The 22,433-nt window shown below is 68.4% G+C and carries 21 protein-coding genes; 14 read left to right on the top strand and 7 right to left on the bottom strand.

Annotated elements, in window-relative coordinates; genetic code table 11:
- Nucleotide 1 precedes the first annotated feature (1 nt).
- The 5 genes from sphst_RS13130 to sphst_RS13110 form a co-directional block, all read right to left on the bottom strand.
- Nucleotides 2-1,075, bottom strand: a complete 1,074-nt coding sequence (locus sphst_RS13130) for a SufD family Fe-S cluster assembly protein (protein WP_107045661.1) — start codon at nt 1,073-1,075, stop codon at nt 2-4.
- A 157-nt stretch (nt 1,076-1,232) separates the two neighbouring features.
- On the bottom strand, nt 1,233-1,976 hold the full coding sequence (sufC, locus tag sphst_RS13125; RefSeq protein ID WP_107045660.1) for a Fe-S cluster assembly ATPase SufC: 744 nt from the start codon (nt 1,974-1,976) through the stop codon (nt 1,233-1,235).
- A 2-nt stretch (nt 1,977-1,978) separates the two neighbouring features.
- Nucleotides 1,979-2,458 (bottom strand): endonuclease domain-containing protein, encoded by a 480-nt coding sequence (locus sphst_RS13120; protein ID WP_107045659.1) that lies wholly within the window; start codon nt 2,456-2,458, stop codon nt 1,979-1,981.
- Nucleotides 2,458-3,948: a Fe-S cluster assembly protein SufB gene (gene sufB, locus sphst_RS13115; protein ID WP_107045676.1), complete on the bottom strand. Its 1,491-nt coding sequence runs from the start codon at nt 3,946-3,948 to the stop codon at nt 2,458-2,460. The genes sphst_RS13120 and sufB overlap by 1 nt, the downstream gene beginning before the upstream one ends.
- Nucleotides 3,949-4,072: 124 nt before the next feature.
- A complete protein-coding gene (locus sphst_RS13110; protein ID WP_031396624.1) occupies nt 4,073-4,501 on the bottom strand; it encodes an SUF system Fe-S cluster assembly regulator in 429 nt (142 codons plus the stop codon).
- Nucleotides 4,502-4,735: 234 nt separating this feature from the next.
- Here sphst_RS13110 and sphst_RS13105 point away from each other — a divergent pair, with 234 nt between their 5' ends.
- The 3 genes from sphst_RS13105 to sphst_RS13095 all read left to right on the top strand — a co-directional run bounded on the left by sphst_RS13105 (nt 4,736) and on the right by sphst_RS13095 (nt 9,603).
- The gene (locus sphst_RS13105) at nt 4,736-5,767 is read left to right on the top strand and encodes a quinone-dependent dihydroorotate dehydrogenase (RefSeq protein ID WP_107045658.1); all 1,032 of its coding nucleotides are present in this window, start codon (nt 4,736-4,738) and stop codon (nt 5,765-5,767) included.
- 91 nt (nt 5,768-5,858) lie between these two features.
- On the top strand, nt 5,859-7,613 hold the full coding sequence (gene ggt, locus sphst_RS13100) for a gamma-glutamyltransferase (RefSeq protein WP_199848974.1): 1,755 nt from the start codon (nt 5,859-5,861) through the stop codon (nt 7,611-7,613).
- 199 nt (nt 7,614-7,812) lie between these two features.
- Complete coding sequence (locus tag sphst_RS13095; RefSeq protein WP_107045657.1) at nt 7,813-9,603, top strand: AMP-dependent synthetase/ligase; 1,791 nt, start codon at nt 7,813-7,815, stop codon at nt 9,601-9,603.
- 33 nt (nt 9,604-9,636) lie between these two features.
- Here sphst_RS13095 and sphst_RS13090 read toward each other — a convergent pair whose 3' ends face one another.
- Both sphst_RS13090 and sphst_RS13085 read right to left on the bottom strand, forming a co-directional pair.
- Complete coding sequence (locus sphst_RS13090; RefSeq protein ID WP_031395720.1) at nt 9,637-10,122, bottom strand: hypothetical protein; 486 nt, start codon at nt 10,120-10,122, stop codon at nt 9,637-9,639.
- 151 nt (nt 10,123-10,273) lie between these two features.
- Nucleotides 10,274-13,243 carry a M16 family metallopeptidase gene (locus tag sphst_RS13085; protein ID WP_056409298.1) on the bottom strand — a complete coding sequence of 990 codons (2,970 nt, stop codon included), beginning with the start codon at nt 13,241-13,243 and terminating at the stop codon, nt 10,274-10,276.
- A 152-nt stretch (nt 13,244-13,395) separates the two neighbouring features.
- Here sphst_RS13085 and sphst_RS13080 point away from each other — a divergent pair, with 152 nt between their 5' ends.
- The 11 genes from sphst_RS13080 to sphst_RS13030 all read left to right on the top strand — a co-directional run.
- Nucleotides 13,396-14,274: an aspartyl/asparaginyl beta-hydroxylase domain-containing protein gene (locus sphst_RS13080; protein ID WP_107045656.1), complete on the top strand. Its 879-nt coding sequence runs from the start codon at nt 13,396-13,398 to the stop codon at nt 14,272-14,274.
- A gap of 83 nt (nt 14,275-14,357) precedes the next feature.
- Nucleotides 14,358-14,930 carry a NifU family protein gene (locus tag sphst_RS13075; RefSeq protein WP_031396534.1) on the top strand — a complete coding sequence of 191 codons (573 nt, stop codon included), beginning with the start codon at nt 14,358-14,360 and terminating at the stop codon, nt 14,928-14,930.
- Nucleotides 14,930-15,529, top strand: a complete 600-nt coding sequence (locus tag sphst_RS13070; protein ID WP_031396533.1) for a malonic semialdehyde reductase — start codon at nt 14,930-14,932, stop codon at nt 15,527-15,529. Before sphst_RS13075 ends, sphst_RS13070 begins: the two co-directional genes overlap by 1 nt.
- A gap of 39 nt (nt 15,530-15,568) precedes the next feature.
- Complete coding sequence (tsaB, locus tag sphst_RS13065; protein WP_056409152.1) at nt 15,569-16,201, top strand: tRNA (adenosine(37)-N6)-threonylcarbamoyltransferase complex dimerization subunit type 1 TsaB; 633 nt, start codon at nt 15,569-15,571, stop codon at nt 16,199-16,201.
- Complete coding sequence (locus sphst_RS13060) at nt 16,201-16,710, top strand: GNAT family N-acetyltransferase (protein ID WP_107045655.1); 510 nt, start codon at nt 16,201-16,203, stop codon at nt 16,708-16,710. Before tsaB ends, sphst_RS13060 begins: the two co-directional genes overlap by 1 nt.
- 75 nt (nt 16,711-16,785) lie before the next feature.
- Nucleotides 16,786-17,208, top strand: coding sequence for a Fur family transcriptional regulator (locus sphst_RS13055; protein ID WP_031394622.1), 423 nt, complete (start codon nt 16,786-16,788; stop codon nt 17,206-17,208).
- A 190-nt stretch (nt 17,209-17,398) separates the two neighbouring features.
- On the top strand, nt 17,399-17,926 hold the full coding sequence (locus sphst_RS13050) for a lysophospholipid acyltransferase family protein (protein WP_234387645.1): 528 nt from the start codon (nt 17,399-17,401) through the stop codon (nt 17,924-17,926).
- Nucleotides 17,927-18,211: 285 nt separating this feature from the next.
- Nucleotides 18,212-19,531, top strand: coding sequence for a tRNA (N6-isopentenyl adenosine(37)-C2)-methylthiotransferase MiaB (miaB, locus tag sphst_RS13045; RefSeq protein ID WP_107045653.1), 1,320 nt, complete (start codon nt 18,212-18,214; stop codon nt 19,529-19,531).
- Nucleotides 19,532-19,956: 425 nt separating this feature from the next.
- The gene (locus tag sphst_RS13040; RefSeq protein WP_031393854.1) at nt 19,957-20,961 is read left to right on the top strand and encodes a PhoH family protein; all 1,005 of its coding nucleotides are present in this window, start codon (nt 19,957-19,959) and stop codon (nt 20,959-20,961) included.
- Nucleotides 20,962-21,084: 123 nt separating this feature from the next.
- Entirely contained in the window at nt 21,085-21,594 is a 510-nt protein-coding gene (gene ybeY / locus sphst_RS13035) for an rRNA maturation RNase YbeY (protein ID WP_031393855.1), read from the top strand.
- Between the two features lie 8 nt (nt 21,595-21,602).
- Nucleotides 21,603-22,433: hemolysin family protein (locus sphst_RS13030; protein ID WP_107045652.1), on the top strand; the 831-nt coding region annotated here is incomplete at its 3' end.

The following is a 22,433-nucleotide window of genomic DNA, read 5'->3' as shown; positions in this document are numbered from 1 at the left end:
GTCACAGCGCCGCCTCCAGCCACGCATCCGCGTCCGCGACGAACGCATCGCGCACCGTCTCGTCCGCGATCTGCGCGAACGCATCGCCGACGAACGCACGCGTCAGCAGCGCCTGCGCCTTGGCATGCGGGATGCCGCGGCTCTGCATGTAGAACAACGCGCGCTGGTCGAGCTCGCCGACCGTCGCGCCGTGCGCGCACTTCACGTCGTCGGCGAAGATCTCGAGCTCGGGCTTCAGATTGACCGTCGCGGTCCGCTTGAGCAGCAACCCGCGCAGCGACTGCACGCCGTCGGTCTTCTGCGCATCGCGTGCCACCTCGACGCGCGCCGCAAGGCTCGCGGTCGACGTGTCCGCCGCGACCGCGCGCCAGATCTGCTTGCTCTGCCCGTTGAGCGCAGCATGCCGCACCGACAGCGCGCATTCCTGCCGCTGGTCGCGCCGGGTCAGCAAGGCGCCGCCATATTCAGCAAACGCATCGTCGCCCGACACGGTGATCGCGCCATCGATCCGCGTCCCCGCATCGCCCGCGCCGAGCATCGTAACGATCAGGCTCGCACCCGCACCGACATCCGCCTCGTCGCGCACCGACACGAAGCCGGCGGTCTGGAGCAACCGCACCGCACGCGTCAGCTTCGCGCCCGCGCCCAGCGTCATCCGCGTCGACCGGTTCGACCAGCCGGTCCCGACATAGGTCTCGACCACCGACGCCTGCGCGCCGTCCGCGAGGATGATCTCGGCGGGAACATGGTTCTCGCCGCCGGTCGCGATATGGACGATCTGGATCAGCTCCGCCGAAGCGTTTGCCTCGACGCGCAACGACCAGCCATGGCCGGTCGTCCGCGCGCCCAGCACATGCGTGCCACCCTCGAGCGGCGCGATCGCGACATGCCGCAGATCGCTGCGACGCTCGTCGAGCACGCCATCGACGAACACCGCCCGCGCGCCCTCGAGCTCGAGGAACCACGAGCCCGCCAGCGCCTCACCGCGCGGCAACCCGGCCGCCGCCGCGATCGCCGCCGGATCACCCCAGCGCCACGACTCCTCGCGCGTGGAGGGAAGTTCGAGAACGCTCATGATGCGGCCCACGAAAACGAGAATGGTTCACGCGAAGGCGCGAAGGCGCGAAGAGGCGTTGGAAGGATATTGCTGACGAGATTATTGACCACACGCCCTTCGCGCCTTTGCGCCTTCGCGTGAGCCCAATCTTTCCTGCCTGCGGTGCGAAGGGAGATCATGCGGCGATCCCCACATAGCCTTCGCTCTCGAGCTGCTGCGCGAGTTCCTTGCCGCCCGAGCGGACGATGCGCCCGTCGGCGAGCACATGGACGAAGTCCGGCTCCACATAATCGAGCAACCGCTGGTAATGCGTGATCAGCAGCACCGCCTTGTCGGGCGCGCGCATGATGCGGTTGATGCCGTCGCCGACGACGCGCAGCGCATCGATGTCCAGCCCGGAATCGGTCTCGTCGAGGATCGCGAACTTCGGGTTGACGATGCCCATCTGCACCATCTCGTTGCGCTTCTTCTCGCCGCCCGAAAAGCCGACATTCACCGGCCGCTTGAGCATGTCGTAATTCATGCCCAGCAGATCCGCCTGCCCGCGCGCGAGCTTCAGGAACTCGCCGCCGGACAGCGCCTTCTCGTCGCGCGTCGCGCGCTGCGCGTTCAGGGCCTCGCGCAGAAACTGGACGTTCGACACGCCGGGGATCTCGACCGGATACTGGAAGCCGAGGAACACGCCCGCCGCGGCGCGCTCATGCGCCTCGAGCTCGAGCAGGTCGACGCCGTCGAACGTCACCGATCCCGCCGTGACCTCGTAACCGGGCCGCCCGCCGAGCACATAGCCCAACGTCGACTTGCCCGCGCCGTTCGGCCCCATGATCGCGTGCACCTCGCCCGCATTCACCTCGAGCGAGAGGCCCTTGAGGATTTCCTTGCCGTCGATCTCGGCATGAAGGTTTTCAATTTTCAGCATCGTCATCTTTCTAGCCCCTCCCCTTCAGGGGAGGGGTTGGGGTGGGGGCTGGCGGCGGGCGCCGACCCTTCGTTAAAAGCAGAGGCGATCGCATGCGCGACGCCCTCGATATTCGTCATCGCGTCAAGATTGGTGACGCGCACCGTGGGGTATCCCCGCATCAGCAAGAGATCGTTGCGCAGACGGTCCTTGGCATCGTCATGCGTGTCGCCATCAACCTCGACGATCAGTGCCTCGGACGGGCAGAGAAAGTCGGCGATGAACGGCGGTAGCACGGCCTGACGGCGGAACTTGCGGCCTGAGAGCTGCGAACCGGACAGGATACGCCAGACGCGCTTCTCGGGTTCGGTGGGGTTGCGGCGCATGTCGGCTGCGCGCTCGTGCAACGCCGCGATCGCGTTCGCGGAGAGCCCCCACCCCCGGCCCCTCCCCTGAAGGGGAGGGGAGTTGAGGCGCCGATCAGTGTCCTGCGCCGCCAGCATCACCCCACAGACCCTTCCAGCGAAATCCCCAGCAGCTTCTGCGCCTCGACCGCGAACTCCATCGGCAGCTGCTGCAGCACCTCGCGCGCGAAGCCGTTGACGATCAACGCCACCGCCGCCTCCGCATCCAGCCCGCGCGACATCGCGTAGAACAGCTGGTCCTCGGAGATCTTCGACGTCGTCGCCTCATGCTCGATCTGCGCGGAGGGGTTGCGGACCTCGATATACGGCACGGTGTGCGCACCACACTGGTCGCCGAGCAGCAGGCTGTCGCACTGGGTGAAGTTGCGCACGCCCTCCGCGGTCGGCGCGACGCGCACCAGCCCGCGATAGGTGTTGTCCGAGCGCCCCGCCGAAATCCCCTTCGACACGATCGTCGAACGCGTGTTCTTGCCGAGATGGATCATCTTCGTGCCGGTATCGGCCTGCTGGCGATTGTTCGTCACCGCGACCGAATAGAATTCGCCGACCGAGCCATCGCCCGCCAGAACGCACGACGGATATTTCCACGTGATCGCGCTGCCGGTCTCGACCTGCGTCCAGCTGACCTTCGAATTCTTCCCCTGGCACAGTGCGCGCTTGGTGACGAAATTGTAGATCCCGCCGACGCCGTTCTCGTCGCCCGGATACCAGTTCTGCACGGTCGAGTACTTGATCTCGGCATCGTCGAGCACGACGAGTTCGACGACCGCCGCGTGCAGCTGGTTCTCGTCGCGCATCGGCGCGGTGCAGCCTTCGAGATAGGAGACGTACGACCCCTTGTCGGCGACGATCAGCGTGCGTTCGAACTGGCCGGTATTCTCGGCATTGATCCGGAAATAGGTCGACAGCTCCATCGGACAGCGGACGCCCTCGGGGATGTAGACGAACGTGCCGTCGGAGAAGACCGCCGAGTTCAGCGTCGCGAAATAATTGTCACGCTGCGGCACGACCTTGCCGAGCCACTTGCGGACGAGATCGGGATATTCCTTGATCGCCTCGGAGATCGAGCGGAAGATCACACCCGCGGCCTCGAGCTCCTTGCGGAACGTCGTCGCGACCGAGACGCTGTCGAACACCGCGTCGACCGCGACGCGACGCTTCGGCGTGCCGTCCTCGTTGAGCGGATCCTCGACCACGCCCGCGAGCATCTTCTGCTCGCCGATCGGGATGCCGAGCTTTTCGTAGACGCGCAGGATCTCGGGATCGACCTCGTCGAGCGAGCCAAGCTTAGGCTTGGCCTTGGGCTCCGCGTAATAATAGGCGTCCTGGTAATCGATCGGCGGCACGTTGAGCTTCGACCAGTCGGGCGCCTCCATCGTCTGCCACAGCGCGAACGCCTTCAGCCGCCAGTCGAGCATCCACTGCGGCTCGTCCTTCTTGGCGGAAATGAAGCGCACCGTGTCTTCCGACAGGCCCTTGGGCGCGAATTCCTGTTCGATGTCCGAGGAGAAGCCCCACTCGTACGTCTTGTTCGCGGCGGCATAGGCCTCTGCGTTCCGGGTAGCCATCATTCCATCTCCGCCGCAACGCGGCTCTCTAAAAACTCTGCGATCTCTGCGTCTCTGCGCGAATATGAGATTTTGCGCGCGGAGGCGCAGAGATCGCGGAGAAAGGGGTTAGGCGCTGCGCGCGTCATGCGGGCACCGGCGAATTCGGGACTTGCAAAAGGCTGGCGAGCGTCACGTCGGCAAGCGCGCCGCGGACCGCGCCGTTGACCGCGTTCCAGTGCGGCTTCACCTTGCACGTCTGGTCGATGCAGCAATCCTGCGCCGCACCGTCGACGCATGCGGTCAGCGCGATCGGGCCCTCGACCGCCTCGATGATGTCGGCGAGCGAGATCGACGCGGGCGGCCGCGACAGGCGAAACCCGCCGCCGGTCCCGCGCGTGCTCTCGATCAGCCCCGCCGCCGACAAGCGGCTTACCAGCTTCTGCACCGTCGGCAGCGGCACGCCGGTCTCCTCGCTCAGCAGCGTCGCGTTCAGCCGCGCGATGCCGCCACAATGACGCGCCGCGGCGCTCATCATCACGACCGCATAGTCGGCTAGGCTGGAAAGACGCATGGTGGCTTGTGAGTCCAATCGGACCGATATGATCCGATTGACAAATGGGCTTTGCGACGGGCAGCGTCAACCCGTCCGCCAGTGCTAACGACTCGCAACTGAGTCCACTCCGTCATTCCCGCGGAGGCGGGAATCCACGCTACCGTTTGCCCCTGCGGACGGATGGATTCCCGCCTGCGCGGGAATGACGGAAGAAGCGTTTGGCCGCCCCAGCCGATCTGGGTAAGAGCGCGCATGGCCTTCTACCACCCGCTTCTCTTCCGCCTCGACGCCGAACGCGCGCATGGCGTGACGATCGCCGCGCTCGCCGCCTGGGGCAAGGCCGGCACGCCGCTCGCTCCCTCCGTCCCGCGGCTTGCAACGACAGTGGCGGGGATCGCCTTTCCCAACCCGGTCGGGCTTGCCGCCGGCGTCGACAAGGACGGTCGCGCGATCGACGGGTTCTTCGGGCTCGGGCTCGGCAGCGTCGAGATCGGCACGCTCACCCCCCTGCCCCAGCCCGGCAACCCGAAGCCGCGCATCTTCCGCCTCCCCGAAGACCGCGCGGTCATCAACCGCCTCGGCTTCAACAATGGCGGCCTCGACGCGGCGCTCGACCGGGCGAAGGCGCACAGCCGCGGCAAGGGCGTGCTGGGCATCAATGTCGGCGCGAACAAGGATGCGAGCGACCGCACCGCGGATTACGTCCACGGCGTCACCCGCGCCGCGCCGCACGCCGATTACATCACGATCAACATCAGCTCGCCCAACACCCCCGGCCTGCGCGACCTGCAACATGGCGCAGCACTGCGCGACCTGCTCGCCGCCTGCACCGCCGCCAAGGGCACCACGCCGATCTTCCTCAAGGTCGCGCCCGACCTCGAGCCCGCGGATATCGACGACATCGCCCGCGCCGCGATCGACAACCGGATCGACGCGCTGATCGTCAACAACACGACGATCGGCCGCCCCGGCCTGCGTTCGGCGAACGCGACGGAAACCGGCGGCCTGTCGGGCGCCCCGCTCGCCCCCCTCGCCCGCCAGCGCCTCACCGACTTCCGCAAGGCAACCGGCGCCGCGATCCCGCTGATCTCGGTCGGCGGCATCGGCAGCGGTGCGGAAGCCTATGCCCGCCTCCGCGCAGGGGCGAGCCTCGTCCAGCTCTACACGGCGCTGGTGTATGAAGGCCCCGGCCTCCCCGCACGGATGCTGCGCGAGCTCGACGCGCTGCTCACCCGCGACGGCTTCGCCACCATCGCCGATGCGATCGGCGTCGACGCCCGCTGACACATTTCGTCATCCCGGCAAAAGCTGGGATGACGGCGAGTTTGCGGCGGACGCCTTGCCTCGCACCCGATCCGCGCTAGGTTCGCACGCGATGAAGACTCCCCTCCTCGCGCTCGCCCTCCTCCTCCCCACCGCCACCGCCGAAGCCCGCCGGACCGCCCCCACCCCCGCAACCGCCCCCGCGAAGGATCAGGGCATGGTCAGCGCCGCCGACCCCCGCGCCGCCGCCGCGGGTGTCGAGATCCTGCGCGCGGGCGGCAGCGCGACCGATGCGGCGATCGCGACGATGCTCGCGCTCAACGTCGTCGAGCCGCAAAGCTCGGGGATCGGCGGCGGCAGCTTCTGGGTCAGCCATGCGGCGAATGGCGGGCTCAGCACGATCGACGCGCGCGAAAAGGCCCCCGCCGCCGCCGATCCGCGCTGGTTCTACGCCGCCGACGGCACCCCGCTCAGCCACCGCGACGCGGTCCCCGGCGGTCGCAGCGTCGGCGTCCCCGGCGCGCTGCGCGGCATGGCGCTCGCGCACCGCGCCTCGGGCAGGCTCCCCTGGGCGCGGCTGTTCGACCCCGCGATCCGGCTCGCGACCAATGGCTTCAAGGCGTCGCCGCGGCTCGTCAACGGGATGAAGGCGTATGGCGGCCACATCACGCCTGAAACGCGCACGCTCTTTTCCGCCCCCGACGGATCGCCCGTCGCGATCGGCGCGATGATCAGGAACCCCGCCCAGGCGGCTTTGCTCCAGCGGATCGCCGCACGCGGCGCCGACAGCTTCTATGTCGGGCCCGAGGCGCAGAAGATCGTCACCACGGTCAACACCGCCGCGCGCAACCCGTCGAAGATGACGACCGGCGATCTCGCCAGCTACGACGCGAAGACCCGCGCGCCGGTCTGCGTCACCTACCGCGTCCACCGCATCTGCGGCATGGGCCCGCCCTCGTCGGGGGGCATCGCCGTGCTGATGATCCTGAAACAGCTCGAACGCTTCGACATGGCCAATCTCGGCAAGGACAGTCCGCAGGCGTGGCACCTGTTCGCCGAAAGCTCGAGGCTCGCCTATGCCGACCGCGACCTCTATGTCGGCGATCCCGATTTCGTGTCCGTGCCGGTCAAGGGCATGCTCGACCCCGCCTATCTCGCCTCACGCTCGGCGCTGATCCAGCCCACCACGACGATGGCCAGCGTCAGCGCTGGCTCGCCCCCCGGCGCCCCGGCCCGGCAGTCCGCGCCGGTCAGCGAAGTCCCCGGCACCACCGACCTCGCGGTTGCCGATGCGCGCGGCAACGTCGTCGAGGTGACGACCACGGTCGAGGGCTATTTCGGCTCGGGCCTCACCGTCGACGGCACCGTGCTCAACAACCAGCTCACCGACTTCGACACCGTGCCTGAAAAGAACGGCTATCTCGTCGCCAACCGCGTCGAGGGCGGCAAGCGCCCGCGCAGCTCGATGTCGCCGACGATCGTCTACGGCCCCGACGGCAAGGTCCGGCTCGCGGTCGGCGCGGCGGGCGGCTCGACGATCATCGCGCAGGTCGCGAAGGTGATCATCGGCGTCGTCGACTGGAAGCTGTCCGCGCAGGATTCGATCGCGCTCGGCCTGATCTACGCGCCCGGCCATGTCGCCGCGGTCGAGAAGGGCACCGAGCGCGAGGCGATGGTCCCCGCGCTTCAGGCACTGGGCGAGACGGTGCAGGTCACCGCGCTCGGCCTCAAGGCGAACGCGGTCGAGCGGGTGAACGGCCGCTGGGTCGGCGCGGCGGACCCGCGCAGCGAAGGCGTCGGAATCGCGCAGGACGGCACCGTCACACAGATCCAGCGCGTCGGTGCGCTCCAGCGCGCGCCGGAATAGCATGCCCCGCGCCTTTGTCGTCATCCCCGCGCAGGCGGGGATCCATTGGCGCTGACGTCGGTGATCCCACATGCCGGTCAGCCAATATGGCTTCCCGCCTCCGCGGGAATGACGACGGACCGTTAGCAGACTATACCGCACCAAAGACCGAGCGGCCCCGCGAGGGGACACAGTTCGCAAGAGCGCCCCAGGAGAGACCATGCCCCGCCAGCTCGAACCCTTCCCCAACCTCGTCACGATGTTCTTCGCGCGCGCCGCGGAGAGGGGCGACTCGCCGTTCCTCTGGACCAAGCAGAGCGGCGCCTGGGTGGCGACCAGCTGGGCCGAGGCCGCGCGACAGGTGGCGAGCCTCGCCACGGCCCTCACCGCGATCGGGCTGAAACGCGGCGACCGGGTGATGCTGGTCAGCGAGAATCGCCCCGAATGGTGCCTCAGCGACCTCGCGATCATGGCGGCGGGCTGCGTGACGGTGCCGACCTATGTCACCAACACCGAACGCGATCACCTGCACATCATCGAGAATGCGGGCGCCTGCGCGATCATCGTCTCGACCGCGAAGCTGGCGAAGACGGTGCTCCCCGCGGTCCTGCGCTCGAACCAGGCGCAGATCGTGATCGGGCTCGAGGACATGCGCGTTCCCGCCGCGATCGATTTCCACAACTGGCACGCGCTGATCGCCGCGCACCCCACCACGCCCGAGACCGCGGCGGCGCGCGCGACCTTCACCCGCGACGATCTCGCCTGCATCATCTACACCTCGGGCACCGGCGGCGCGCCGCGCGGCGTGATGCAGCATCACGGCGCGATCCTGCACAATTGCGCAGGCTGCGCCGCGGTCATCTCGGAGGATTTCGGCTGGGACGACGAGGTCTTCCTGTCGTTCCTCCCCTTGAGCCACGCCTATGAACATACCGGCGGCCAGCATTTCCCGATCTCCTTGGGCGGCCAGATCTATTATGCCGAAGGCCTCGAAAAGCTCGCCGCGAACATCGAGGAGACGCGCCCGACGATCATGTTCGTCGTCCCCCGCCTGTTCGAGGTGCTGCGCACGCGCATCTCGAAGACGATCGAGAAACAGGGCGGCGCGTCGGCCTATCTGCTCGCCCGCGCGCTCGACATCGGCGCCAGGCGCTATGCCGGCAAGCTCCGCCTGATCGACCGGCCGGCGCAGGCCGCCGTCGCGACGCTGTTCAAGCCCAAGATCGCGAAGAAGTTCGGCGGCCGGCTGAAGGCGATGATCTCGGGCGGCGCGCCGCTCAACCCGGAGGTCGGGCTGTTCTTCGAATCGATCGGCCTCACCTTCCTCCAGGGCTATGGCCAGACCGAGGCCGCGCCCGTCATCTCGTGCAACCGCCCCAAGGCGGGCGTGCGGATGGATTCGGTCGGCCCGCCGCTCAAGGATACCGAGGTACGGATCGCCGAGGATGGCGAGATCCTGGTCCGCGGCGAGCTCGTCATGCACGGCTATTGGCGCAACGACGCCGAGACCGCGAAGGTGCTGAAGGACGGGTGGCTGCACACCGGCGACGTCGGCGAGATCGACGCGCAGGGTCGCATCCGCATCACCGACCGCAAGAAGGACCTGATCATCAACGACAAGGGCGACAATGTCGCCCCGCAGAAGATCGAGGGGATGCTGACGCTCCAGCCCGAGATCGTCCAGGCGATGATCGCCGGCGACAAGCGCCCCTATATGGTCGCGCTGATCGTGCCCGATCCCGAATGGACGCAGCAATGGTGCGCGTCGAACGGCGATGCGTGCAATTTCAGCAGGCTGGCCGAGAACAGCGAGTTCCGGACCGCGCTGGGTCACGCGATCGAACGCGTGAACAAGGATCTGACCGTCACCGAACGCGTCCGCCGCTTCGTGTTGGCGGACGGGCCGTTCACGATCGAGAACGAACAGCTGACGCCCAGCCTCAAGATCCGCCGCCACGTCATTCGCCAGGCTTACGGCGGCCGGCTCGACGCGCTCTACCTCAAGGGCTGACGAACGGGGGGCCGCATCGGGCCCCCCGCCCCCTCAGGCTGCGCCCAGCGGAAGGTTGCTGCGCTTGCAGACATAGGTCGCCAGCTCCTCGCGCAGCGGCAGCCCGGCGATCGGCCGCAACGGACCGTCATAGGCGATGCTCGTCTCGACCAGCGAACGGCGCGGCGCGACGCCCAGGACATGGAACAGACGACGCTCGCAATCGACTTCGGTGCGGGCATAGGCGACGCGGCCGGCATGTTCCTGGCGGATGATCGCGATCACCGTGCCGCCGATCGCCCGGCGCTCGCGCAGCAGGAAATAGCGCGAGGCGGTATCCGACGGGGTCGGGATCAGGTCGCCCTTGACCGTCAGCGCGGGCGGCGCTGGCGCTGCGACCTCGGTTTCGCCCAGATTGCGCAGCGATACGCCCGCAGTGCTCATGGCATTGTTATCGACCGCATCGGTCGACGCCGCGCCCGAACAGGCGGACACGCCCAATCCGCCGGCAACCGCCAGCGCTAACCACGTCTTCTTCATCAATACACTCCCGGGTATGAATCAGGCTCAAACGCCCGCAGCATGACGATCGATCCGGTGGTGCGGATCGATCCCCGCCGCCCGACGTTGCGCGAGGAAATTTTCTTCGGCGAAGGGCGCGCACCGACCGGCACGCGCCCTCCCGGTCCGCTTATTTCGCCGCCGGCTTGGGCACCGCGGCGGGCACCACCGCCATCGTCCAGTCGCGGTCGGGGCGCAAATATTTTGCCGCGACCGCCTGCAGGTCGGCCGGCGTCGTCGACACCAGATCCTCGGCGATCCGCTTGGTCGCGTCGATCCGCCGCGGGTCATAGGTCGCCCCGCCGAGCTGCTGCATCCAGAACTGGTTCCCGGTCGAGGCGCGCATGATATACTGCCCCATCGGCCGCTTGATCCGCTGCAGCTCGTCATCCGCGATCGGCGTCGAGACGAGCTCGGCGGCGATCTTGCGCGCGGTCTCGAAGAAGAACGCGACCTTTTCCGGCGCGACCTGGCCGATCGCGACGAGGCGACCGCCGCTGTTCATCCCGGTCGGCCACTGGCTCTGCACGTTCGGGCTGTAGCTCGCGCCCGCCGCCTGGCGGAGCCGCTCGAACAGCCGGTCGGCGAACACCTGCGCCAGCACGTCGAGGCGACGGCTCTCCGTGATCGCCTCGATCCCGCCCCCGGTCGGCCAGGCGATGACCGCCGCCGCCTGGTTCTGCGGGCCGGTATGCGTGCGCATCACCGGGGTCGCGACATGCGCGGGGAAGCGCACCGGCGCCGCCACCGCGGTCGACGCGGAGCGCGCGGCGATCGCGCCGAAGCTCTTGGCGACCGCGGCGATCGCCTCCTCGCTCTTCACGTCGCCGAACACCGACACCTCGATCGGCCCGGTCTTGAGCAGCGGCTCCCAGAACTTGCGGAAGTCCTTGGCGTTGAGCGCCTCGACCGACTCGCGCGACGGCGTGCCCCAGCGCGGATCGCCCGCACGCAACAGCTTCTCCAGATCACGCGACAGCACGCCGTCGGGCGACGACCCATAGCCCGCAAACGCCGCCAGCGCCGCGACCCGCGCCCGCGCGACCGGGGCCGCATCCCATGCCGGGAAAGCGAGCTTGGCGGCCATCAGCGTCAGCTGGTCGGCATAATCCGCAGGCGAGGTCAGCGCGCCCAGCGTGAACGCGTCGTCGTCGATCCCGAAGTCGAGGCCGATACGACGCCCGGCGGTCAGCTGATCGAGATCGCCCTGATCGAGCTTGCCGATCCCGCCCGCGACCAGCGCGAGGTCGCCCGCCCAGGCCGGACTCGGCTTGTTCGCCGGGATCGCGCTGTAACCGCGCCCGAACCGGACGCGGACATAGACGCGGCCGGTCTCGCCCGTATTGGGGAACAGCAGCAGGCGGGTGCCATTGGCATAGGTCACCTGCTCCATGTCGAACGCGGCGATCTTTTCGCGCGACGCCACGACGCCGGGCTTGCCCAGCGTCGGCAGCGCGGCGAACGTCACCGCATTCTGCTGGCGACGCAGCCCCGCGAGACCCGAGACATCGGCCTTCAGCGCGGTCTCGAGCTTGGCCACAGCGGCGGGGTCAGGCGTGATCGTGTTGACCAGCGCGCGCGTCGCGGTCCCCTCGAAGATCCGCTTCGACGCCGCGAGCAGCGTGGCGGGGGTGAACATGCCCTTCGCCTTGGCGTCCTGCAGGATCTTGTACGACGTCTCGGGTCCCGCGACGGTCTCGCGGATGTCGAGCGCACCGACCATGTCGTCGGCCTGGCGCGCGCCCGCCTCGACCCGCGCGGTCTCGACCTGGGTACGCATGATCGTGTCGAAATCGGCATATTCGCGGTCGACCTCGGCCTGGCTCGGCGCATTGGTCTGCGCGTCGGCGATCACCGCGCGCACGTCCTTCAGCGCCGCTTCCCAGTCGGTCCCGATCGGCACGATGTTGACGCTGGTCAGGTTCGCCGACCGCGACACGTCGTCGATCGACACCCCCGCCTGGAGATAGCTGCCACCGGCGCGCGCGCGCGTCTCGAGCCGCCGGCTGATCAGCCGCGTCGCCAGCACGTCGACCAGCCGCGTCTGGTTCATGATCGCGGTGTCGTCCTTGTACACCCAGGGCCGGACCACGCCGAGCGTGACGACCGCGGGCAGCGACGGCTCGGCGATCGCCTGTGCGGCGGGGGCGGCGGGATCGGGCTTGCCGAAATCGGGCGCCGCGGTGAACGCGCCGACCGGCTTCCAGTCCGCGAAGTTCTTGACGATCAGCCGTCCGAACAGCGCCGGGTCCATGTCACCTGAAATGATGACGACGGTGTTCTCGGGCCGGTACCAGCGATCGTGGAACGCCTTGATGCTCGCGCCGGTCGCCGCCTCGAGCGTCTTGATGCTGCCGATCGGCGACCTGTCCGCGAGCGGCTGGCCGGCGAAGAAGGTCGACCGGATCGCATCGCCGATCCGCACCTGGGGTCCGGGCTGCTCGCGCTGTTCGGCGAGCACCACCGGGCGCTCGGCGGTGACCGTCGCATCGGTCAGCACCGGCTGCTCCATCATCCCCGACAGGATCTTCAGGCTGTCGTCGAGCCCCGCCTCGCTCGCCGAGGGCAGGTCGAGCTTGTACGTCGTCGAGACGGGCGTGGTCTGCGCGTTGGTATCCGATCCGAACGTCGCGCCGAACCGCTGCCAGACGCGCTTGGCCTCGCCGTCGGGGACGTATTTCGAGCCGCGGAACGACAGATGCTCGATGAAATGCGCATAGCCGCGCTCGGCATCGCTCTCGTTCAGCGATCCGGCATCGACGCGCACGCGGACCGACACCTGACCCGGCGGAACGCCGTTCTTGCGCACGGCAAAGCGCAGCCCGTTGGGCAGCGTGCCGAACTTCCACTCGGGGTCGCGGGTGAGATCGCTGCCCTTGTACAGCCACGCGGTCGTGTCGATGCCGGGCAGCCCGGGCAGGGTCGGCGCCTCGCCGGGCATCGCCACGGTCTGCGGCTGGACGGGTGCAGCAGGTGCCGCCGCGGGCGGCTTGGCGCGAGACGCGGGCCGCGTCCCCGATTGGCCGATGGCAGGGATCGCCAGGCACAGCACGAGCGACAGGAAGACGGGAGCGCCGAGCGCGCGGGGGGTAAACGCCATGCCGTCCTGTAGCGCCCCCGGCCGCCGACCGCCAGCGCCGTGCCGTCGCGCGTCCGGCGCCATCATTTCGTCCCATAGCCGCGCTATCTCAATCACCTGCAAGCGCGGATACGGGCGCGCGGTACGAGCGAACGACGAAGAGTGGAGTGCGAATGCAAGCCGAAGTCAGGGCGAAGACCGGGACCGCGACGGGTCCGGCAATGTGGCGAAATTCTGGTCGTGATCCCCGCAGCACCCCCCACCGCACCCCCGATCTGACGGTCATTTCGGGTGCGCCCCGGCCCGGCGCGCCGCTCGCGGCGGAACCCGGCCGGCCACTGATCATCCGCGTCGGCAAGCATCTGCGCGGCGTGTTCGACCGGCTGATCGCGAGCTCGTCGCTGGTCTCGAACGACCCGGTGCTCGACGTCCGCGACTTCGCCTGGACGCAGCTGCTGCGCGAGCATTGGCGCGACATCCGTGACGAGGCGGTCGCGGTCGCGCTGCGCGGCGAGGCCTCGCCCAGCCTCGCGACGATCTCGCCCGATCACCGCGCGATCGCCGAGATCGACAAGTGGCGCTCGTTTTTCCTCTGGGGCTATGGCTATCCGATCGACGAGAATCTGGTGCGCTGCCCGCGCACGCGCGATCTCGTCGCGCAGATCCCGGGCCTCAACAGCGCCTTCTTCTCGATCCTCGCGCCCGGCACGCACATCCCCGAGCATCGCGGCGTGACCAAGGGGCTGATCACCTGTCACCTCGGCCTGATCGTACCGCGCGACGGCGACGTCCGGATGCGCGTCCACGACCGCACCGTGCGCTGGTCGGAGGGCGAGACGCTGGTGTTCGACGACACCTATAACCACGCGGTCTGGAACGACACGAGCGGCACGCGCGTCGTCCTGCTCATCCAGTTCGAACGGCCACTGCGCAATCCCGGCAAGTGGATCGCCGACGCCTTCCTGAACGTCGTCCGCCGCTCGGCCTTCGTCCAGGACGCGGTCCGCAACATCGGCGACTGGAACGCCGCGGTAAAACAGCTCGACGTCTGACGGCATCCGGCCGCTCAAACGCTATGCCGGTGCCAAAGAAGAGTTTGCTTGATCCCTCCGCCCCCCGTCGCCACATGCACCCCATGCTGATCGAAACGGAATCCACCCCGAACCCCGCGACGTTGAAGTTCCTGCCGGGACGCACCGTCATGGAGTCCGGCACCCGCGACTTCGCCACCCCCGAGGAGGCGGAGGCGAGTTCGCTCGCCGATGCGATCTTCCGGCTCGGCGACGTGACCGGCGTGTTCTTCGGGCGCGACTTCGTCTCGGTGACCGCCGCGCCCGGCGTCGCCTGGTCGGATCTGAAGCCCGACGTGCTGGCAATCATGCTCGACCACTTCTCCGCTGCGATGCCGCTGTTCCGCCCCGCGAGCGCTGGCTTCTCGGTGCCGTCCGACGATACCGTGCTGACCGACGACCCCGCCGATGCCGATATCGTCGCGCAGATCCGCGACCTGATCGAGACGCGCGTCCGGCCGGCAGTCGCGAATGACGGCGGCGACATCGTCTATCGCGGCTTCGACAAGGGCAAGGTGTTCCTCCAGCTCCAGGGTGCGTGCGCCGGCTGCCCCTCGTCGAGCGCGACGCTCAAGAACGGCATCGAGCAGCTGCTGAAATATTACGTCCCCGAAGTCACCGAAGTGCGCGCCGTCTGATGAGCCTGCGCGGTCCCCAGCCCGACGCCGTGCTCGACGCGGTCTTCCGCGAGGCGCGCAGCTATAACGGCTATACCGACCGCCCGGTCGCGACGGCCGATCTGCACGCGATCTGGGACCTGATGAAATGGGGTCCGACGTCCGCCAACCAGCTGCCCGCGCGGCTGGTCTGGTGCGTCAGCGACGAGTCCAAGCAGAGGCTCGCCGACGCGTGCAGCGCGCAGAACCAGCCCAAGATCCTGAACGCCCCCGTCTCGGTGATCATCGGCATGGACACCGACTTCCACGAGCATCTGCCCGAGCTGTTTCCGCACGCCGATGCGAAGTCCTGGTTCACGGGCAGTGCCGAACTGCGTGCGGCGTCCGCCTTCCGCAATTCGACGCTGCAGGGCGCATATTTCATCATCGCCGCGCGGATGCTCGGGCTGGATACCGGGCCGATGTCGGGGTTCGACGCGGACAAGGTCGATGCCGCGTTCTTCGCCGACACGCCTGCGGTCCGCACCAACTTCATCGCGACGCTCGGCTATGGCGACCCCGCGACGATCTTCGCCAGGTCGCCGCGCCCCGACTTCGCGAAGTTCAACAGCATCGCCTGACATGACGCCCTCTTCCCGGAGGGGAGAGGGATTACCGATATGCGCACGCTGATCATAGAGACGTCCACCGCCGCCTGTTCGGTCGCGCTCGCCGATGACGGCGTGATCGTCGCGCGGACGCATGACGTCGTCGGACGCGGCCATGCCGAACGGCTCGTGCCGATGATCGCCGCGCTGCCTGGCGGCGGCCGCGCCGACCGCATCCTCGTCGATGTCGGCCCTGGCAGCTTCACCGGCGTCCGCGTCGGCATTGCCGCCGCGCGCGGGCTGGCACTCGGCTGGTCGGCGACGGTCACCGGCTTCTCGTCGCTGCCTTTGGTCGCCGCGGCGGGATTCGACGATCGCTTAACCGATGATATTGCAGTAGTTTTAGAGGGCGGGCATGGCGAGGTCTTCATGCAGTGCTTTGCCGCCGATCTGTCGCCGCGCACCGACATGGTGTCGCTGAAGCCCGACGCGGCGCTCGCGGCGCTGGCGGGACGGCGCGCGGTCGGTAACGGCGTGCGCTGGCTTGCCGCACTCGCCGATGATCTCGACCTGACCGAGGCGCTGCCCGATGCGGGCGCCGCGATCCTGCTGCCCGAGACGCTCACCGCGCTGCCGCCCGTCCCGATCTACGGCCGCGCGCCCGATGCGAAGCCCGCCGCGGTCCGTCCGGCGGTGCCGCGCTGATGGCGACCCGCGCCGTGCCCCCGCCTTCCGACGAAGACGCGGCATCCGCGGTCGTGCTGCGTGCGGGCGACGCGCGCGACCTCGCGATCGTCGACGCGCTGATGGGCGACGCGTTCGACCCAGCGTATGGCGAGGCGTGGACGCGCACCCAGTGCCTCGGCGTGCTCGCGCTGCCCGGCATCCAGCTCGTCCTCGCCTTCATCGACGATCGCCCTGCGGGCTTCGCGATGACGCGGACCGTGCTCGACGAGGCGGAGCTGCTGCTGATCGCGGTCGCGACCGATGCGCGCCGCCGCGGCATCGGCACCGCGCTGGTCGGCGCGGTGATCGCCGACTGCATCGCCGCGAACGTCGCCACGCTGCATCTCGAGGTGCGCGCGGGCAATGACGCGGTCCAACTCTACACCGCGCACGGCTTTGCCAAGGTCGGCGAGCGCCGCGCCTATTACCGCGGCCGGTCCGGGGTGGCGCATGACGCGCACACCTATTCGCGCGCGCTCGGCAGCTGAAGCTTATTGCGAGTCACTATCCCTTTTCGCAACAGCGTTAACCGCCTACATGGGGGTTTACCAAGGGAATGACACATGCCGCGCAAGATCGATCTGGAAGCCCTCTGCAACGAGAAGGGCCTGCGCATTACCGAGCAGCGCCGCGTCATCGCGCGCGTCCTGTCGGAAGCGGATGATCATCCCGATGTCGAGAAGGTCTATGAGCGCGCCTCGGCGATCGACCCCGGCATCTCGATCGCGACCGTCTATCGCACCGTGCGGCTGTTCGAGGAGGCGGGCATTCTCGACCGCCATGATTTTGGCGACGGCCGCGCGCGCTACGAACCCGCACCCGAGGCGCATCACGACCATCTGATCGACGTCGAGAGTGGCAAGGTGATCGAATTCGTCGATCCCGAGCTCGAACAGCTGCAAAAGGCGATCGCCGAGAAGCTCGGCTTCCGGCTGGTCGATCACCGCATGGAACTCTACGGCGTCGCGCTGACCCGCAAGGACTGATCCGATCGGGCGCCTGCGTCTCGTCGCGCGGCTCGCGGCGCTGCTGATCGCGCTGCTGCTCGCGCTGCCGGTCCACGGGCTGTGGCGGCTGTTCGGCCGGCGATCGCCAGCGCCGCCGCGCTTTCTCGGGCTGGCCGGCCGGATCGTCGGCGCGCGGCGACGGATCGTCGGCACGCCGCTGCGCCATGACGTGGTGTTCGTCGCCAATCATCTCAGCTGGATCGACATTCTGCTGCTGTCGGGCGCGACCGGCACCGCCTTCATCGCCAAGGCCGAGTTGCGCGGCGTACCGCTGGTCGGCTGGCTCTGCACGCTGAACGCCACCATCTTCGTCAGCCGCGCCGATCGCATGGCGGTGACCGCGCAGATCGCGCAGATTCGCGACACGCTCGCGCGCGACTGGCCCGTCACGCTGTTCCCAGAGGGCACGACCGGCGACGGCGTCACGCTCCTCCCCTTCAAGGCCGCGCTGCTCGCCGCGCTCGACCCGCCCCCGCCCGGCGTCCGCGTCCAGCCGGTCCGCATCGACTATGGCCCCGCCACGCCCGAGCTCGCCTGGGTCGGCGACGAACCCGGCCAGCACCACGCCGCCCGCGTCCTGAAACGCCGCGGCAGCTTCGTCGCGACGCTGCACTTCGCCGAGCCGTTCGACCCCGCCGACCACGGCAACCGCAAAGCCATCGCCACCGAAGCCCGCCGCCGCATCGAAGCCCTTTAAGACTATGTTTCCCCGCAAAGGCGGGGACCCAGCCTGGACTCCCGCCTTCGCGGGAGAACAGGGGGGCGCGCGTTGCCCTCACCCCGCCCCCAACACCACCCCGGCGAAGGCCGGGGGCCAGTTGGCAAGGCCGCAGTAACGAAGCGCTGCCCTCAGTCAGCAACGTCCCCCAACTGGACCCCGGCCTCCGCCGGGGAGGTGCAGATCGTGCGTATCGCAGCGTGCTCTCACGAACGAACAGCAACGCCCCTCCCCCCACGCACACAAATTTGGTACGGCGCGCGCATGACCTCGAAACTCAAGACCTATCACGTCAAGTCGTTCGGCTGCCAGATGAACGTCTATGACGGCGAGCGCATGGCCGAACTGATGGCCGCCGACGGGCTGACCCAGGCCGATGCGGTCGACGCCGACATCGTCGTGCTCAACACCTGCCACATCCGCGAACGCGCGACCGAAAAAGTCTATTCGGACATCGGCCGCCTGCGCAAGGATCAGCTGCGCAAGAACGGCAAGACGCCGATGATCGCGGTCGCCGGCTGCGTCGCACAGGCCGAGGGGCAGGAGATCTTCACCCGCGCCAAGGTCGACGTCGTCGTCGGCCCGCAGGCCTATCACAACCTCCCCGACCTCGTAGCCAAGGCCGCCGCGGGCACGCCGTCGCTCGACACCGACATGCCGCTGCTGTCGAAGTTCGGCGCGCTTCCGACCCGCCGCAAGGTCGCGCCGTCGGCGTTCCTGACCGTGCAGGAAGGCTGCGACAAGTTCTGCACCTATTGCGTCGTCCCCTACACGCGCGGCGCCGAGATCAGCCGCCCGTTCGCGGCGATCGTCGACGAGGCCAAGGCGCTGGTCGACGCCGGCGCGCGCGAGATCACGTTGCTCGGCCAGAACGTCAACGCCTGGTCCGAGGACACGCGCGGTCTCCACGACCTGATCCGCGACCTCGACCGGATCCCCGGCCTCGCGCGGATCCGCTACACCACCAGCCACCCCAACGACATGACGCAGGGCCTGATCGACGCGCACCGCGACGTCGAGAGCCTGATGCCGTTCCTCCACCTTCCCGTCCAGGCGGGCAGCGACCGCGTGCTCAAGGCGATGAACCGCAGCCACACCCGCGATTCCTATCTCCGCCTGCTCGACCGCGTCCGGGCGGTGCGCCCCGACATCGCGCTGTCGGGCGACTTCATCGTCGGCTTCCCCGGCGAGACCGATGCCGAATTCGAGGATACGCTGAGCCTCGTCGACGCGGTCGGCTATGCGCAGGCCTACAGCTTCAAATACAGCCCGCGCCCCGGCACCCCCGCCGCCGCGATCGTCGAGCAGGTCCCCGAGGCGGTGATGGACGAGCGCCTCCAGCGCCTCCAGGCCGCGCTCAACCGCGACCAGCACGCGTTCAACGCCGCCACCGTCGGCCGCACCTGCACCGTGCTGCTCGAACGCCCCGGCAAGCTCCCCGGCCAGCTGATCGGCAAGTCGCCCTGGCTGCAATCGGTCCACCTGATCGGCGACCACGCGATCGGCGACCTGGTGGAGGTCACGCTCGCGGCGGCCGGGCCCAACTCGCTCACCGGCATCGAACGCATCGCGCAGGCCGCCTGAAACAGCCCCCACCTTTTCCCACCACCCCGGCGAAGGCCGGGGCCCAGTTGGGGGACGGACGTAACAACGGACGATCCTCCGTTACATCGACCTTCTCAACTGGGCCCCGGCCTCCGCCGGGGTAGTATGGTGATCGTGGCAATCGCGCCCGCCGCCCACCCGCTGAGGCTTTCAGGCAACGCCCCCCCAGCCTTCGCACGCAACACCAAAACTACCGCTGTCCCCCACCCGAATCCCCTGCCACACTCTCCCCCGATGCAGCTTCGCCCACGCGACTCGAATCATCGCCAGCCAGGCGCCCCGGCGCCGCTTGAACGCGCGGGCTCCCATGCTCATCTCTGGTCGAACGCCATCCCAGGCGTGATGCGTGCCGGCCCGACCATACCCGATCACCGATCCGACACGTCTGCCCCCGAAAGGACCGCATGAGCCGTAAACCCGTTCCCGCCCAGTCCGGTGACCGCGCCCGAGTCGAGCTGCTGTTCGACAAGCCCCAACTCCTCGTCCGGCTCTTCGGCCAGTACGACCAGAATCTGGTAGCGCTCGAAAACCGCCTCGGTGTGTACATCACCGCGCGCGGCAACAAGATTGGTCTGGAGGGCACCGCGGAACAGGTCGCCAAGGCGCGCGACGTGCTCCACGATCTCTATGCCCGGATCCAGCGCGGCGAGGATGTCGACACCGGCCTCGTCGACGCGTCGATCGCGATGGCCGACGAACCCGTGCTTGAAGGCATCATCCGCGCCCATGCCGGCGGCGGCGCTGCCCCCCCGATCATGATCCGCACGCGCAAGAAGACGATCGTCCCGCGCACGCCGGCACAGGCGCACTACATGCGCGAGCTGACCAGCAACGACATGATCTTCGCGCTCGGGCCGGCAGGCACCGGCAAGACCTATGTCGCGGTCGCACAGGCGGTCCAGCAGCTCATCACCGGCAGCGTCCAGCGGCTGATCCTGTCGCGCCCCGCGGTCGAGGCGGGCGAGCGGCTGGGCTTCCTCCCCGGCGACATGAAGGAGAAGGTCGATCCCTATCTCCGCCCCTTGTACGATGCGCTCTACGACTGCCTCCCGGCCGAGCAGGTCGAACGCCGCATCGCGAGCGGCGAGATCGAGGTCGCACCGATCGCCTTCATGCGCGGCCGCACGCTGGCCGACGCGTTCGTCATCCTCGACGAGGCGCAGAACACCACGCCGGCGCAGATGAAGATGTTCCTCACCCGCTTCGGCCAGAACAGCCGGATGGTGATCTGTGGCGATCCCAAGCAGGTCGACATCCCCGGCGGCGTCGCCGCCTCGGGTCTGGCCGACGCGGTCCGCCGTCTGGAAGGGGTCGAGAGCATCTCGATGTGCCGCTTCACCGTCGGCGACGTCGTCCGCCACCCGATCGTCGGCCGCGTCGTCGAAGCCTATGAGGGCAGTGACGCCTGATCCCTACGCGGCTGTCCCGGACATACCGGGATAGCCGCCGGGCCGTCCGCATACCGTAAAGGGTGCGGAACTTTGCCACCTGTGTAATGATTTCGTCCTGACGTTTCCGCCGGAAGGACCCGCATGCTCGAAATCGCGCTCTCTTCGGAGGCTCCCTGGCCCGACCAGGACTGGGACGGCCTTGCCCAGCGCGCCGCGACCGCGGCGATCGAACGCACCCCGCACGGCCAGCTGCTGACCGGCGCCGCCACGGTCGAGATCTCGTTCCGGCTCGCCTCGGACGACGAGGTCCACACGCTCAACAAGCAGTATCGCCAGAAGGACAAGCCGACCAACGTCCTGTCCTTCCCGATGGTGCAGGCCGATCTGCTCGAGACGATCGCGCAGAATTCGGACGATGGCGAGGTGCTGCTCGGCGACATCATCCTCGCGCACGGCGTCTGCGTCGCGGAAGCCGCCGAGCGCGGCATCTCGGTCGAGGATCATGCGATGCATCTGATGGTGCACGGCACGCTGCATCTGCTAGGCTATGATCATATGGACGACGACGAGGCGGAGGGTATGGAGCAGATCGAACGCGACGCGCTTGCCGCGCTCGGGCTCCACGATCCCTATCTCATCACAGAGGACTGACGACCACGATGGCCGATGGCCCCAATGCCGGAAACGGCGATAGTACCGACAGTATCTGGCGCGGGCTGAAAGGCCTGATCTTCGGTGCCCCCGACGAATCGCTGCGCGATCAGCTCGAGGATGCGATCGACCGGCACGAGGGCGATCCCGCCCCCGATGCCAAGGGCGATCTCACCCCGCTCGAGCGCCAAATGGTCCGCAACCTGCTGCATTTCAGCGAGCGGGACGCAGGCGATGTCGGCGTGCCGCGCGCCGACATCATCGCGGTCGAGGAGGAGACGTCGTTCGCCGACCTCGTCAAGCTGTTCGCCGAGGCCGGCCACAGCCGCCTGCCGGTCTATCGCGACAATCTCGATACGATCATCGGCATGGTCCATATCAAGGACGTCTTCACGATCCTCGCGACCGGCGCCGAGCATCCGACGACGCTCGCTGGCCTCATCCGCGAGCCGCTCTACGCGCCGATGTCGCGCGGCGCGCTCGATCTGCTCGCCGACATGCGGCAGAAGCACGTCCATCTGACGATCGTGCTCGACGAATATTCGGGCACCGAGGGCCTCGTCACGTTCGAGGACCTGATCGAGGAGATCGTCGGCGATATCGAGGACGAGCATGACGACGCGCCGCAGGTGCTGATGACGCCGATCGACGGCGGCGCCTGGGACGTCGACGCGCGCGCCGAGCTCGAGGACGCCGCCGAACTGATCGACCCGCGGCTCGCCGAGGTCGATGGCGATATCGACACGCTGGGCGGCCTCGCCGCGCTGCTCGCAGGCCATGTCCCGCAGATCGGCGAATGCGTCGATCATCCGAGCGGCTGGAAGCTCGAAGTCACCGAA

It is taken from the genome of Sphingomonas sp. STIS6.2 (genome assembly GCF_000732685.2).
Taxonomy (GTDB): domain Bacteria; phylum Pseudomonadota; class Alphaproteobacteria; order Sphingomonadales; family Sphingomonadaceae; genus Sphingomonas; species Sphingomonas aerolata.
Note: the sequence above shows the minus strand (reverse complement) of the source record. Positions and strands in the feature narration are given on the sequence as shown.

Bases quoted from the DNA above. Each gene is read 5' to 3' on its own strand.
- sphst_RS13120 (WP_107045659.1), bottom strand. From the start codon at position 2,458: ATGCTGGCGGCGCAGGACACTGATCGGCGCCTCAACTCCCCTCCCCTT.
- sphst_RS13060 (WP_107045655.1), top strand. From the start codon at position 16,201: ATGGCGACCCGCGCCGTGCCCCCGCCTTCCGACGAAGACGCGGCATCC.
- sufB (WP_107045676.1), bottom strand. From the start codon at position 3,948: ATGGCTACCCGGAACGCAGAGGCCTATGCCGCCGCGAACAAGACGTAC.
- sphst_RS13055 (WP_031394622.1), top strand. From the start codon at position 16,786: ATGCCGCGCAAGATCGATCTGGAAGCCCTCTGCAACGAGAAGGGCCTG.
- miaB (WP_107045653.1), top strand. From the start codon at position 18,212: ATGACCTCGAAACTCAAGACCTATCACGTCAAGTCGTTCGGCTGCCAG.
- sphst_RS13080 (WP_107045656.1), top strand. From the start codon at position 13,396: ATGCAAGCCGAAGTCAGGGCGAAGACCGGGACCGCGACGGGTCCGGCA.
- sphst_RS13110 (WP_031396624.1), bottom strand. From the start codon at position 4,501: ATGCGTCTTTCCAGCCTAGCCGACTATGCGGTCGTGATGATGAGCGCC.
- sphst_RS13105 (WP_107045658.1), top strand. From the start codon at position 4,736: ATGGCCTTCTACCACCCGCTTCTCTTCCGCCTCGACGCCGAACGCGCG.
- sphst_RS13130 (WP_107045661.1), bottom strand. From the start codon at position 1,075: ATGAGCGTTCTCGAACTTCCCTCCACGCGCGAGGAGTCGTGGCGCTGG.
- ggt (WP_199848974.1), top strand. From the start codon at position 5,859: ATGAAGACTCCCCTCCTCGCGCTCGCCCTCCTCCTCCCCACCGCCACC.
- sphst_RS13085 (WP_056409298.1), bottom strand. From the start codon at position 13,243: ATGGCGTTTACCCCCCGCGCGCTCGGCGCTCCCGTCTTCCTGTCGCTC.
- sphst_RS13095 (WP_107045657.1), top strand. From the start codon at position 7,813: ATGCCCCGCCAGCTCGAACCCTTCCCCAACCTCGTCACGATGTTCTTC.
- sufC (WP_107045660.1), bottom strand. From the start codon at position 1,976: ATGCTGAAAATTGAAAACCTTCATGCCGAGATCGACGGCAAGGAAATC.
- tsaB (WP_056409152.1), top strand. From the start codon at position 15,569: ATGCGCACGCTGATCATAGAGACGTCCACCGCCGCCTGTTCGGTCGCG.
- sphst_RS13070 (WP_031396533.1), top strand. From the start codon at position 14,930: ATGAGCCTGCGCGGTCCCCAGCCCGACGCCGTGCTCGACGCGGTCTTC.
- sphst_RS13075 (WP_031396534.1), top strand. From the start codon at position 14,358: ATGCTGATCGAAACGGAATCCACCCCGAACCCCGCGACGTTGAAGTTC.
- sphst_RS13090 (WP_031395720.1), bottom strand. From the start codon at position 10,122: ATGAAGAAGACGTGGTTAGCGCTGGCGGTTGCCGGCGGATTGGGCGTG.
- ybeY (WP_031393855.1), top strand. From the start codon at position 21,085: ATGCTCGAAATCGCGCTCTCTTCGGAGGCTCCCTGGCCCGACCAGGAC.
- sphst_RS13040 (WP_031393854.1), top strand. From the start codon at position 19,957: ATGAGCCGTAAACCCGTTCCCGCCCAGTCCGGTGACCGCGCCCGAGTC.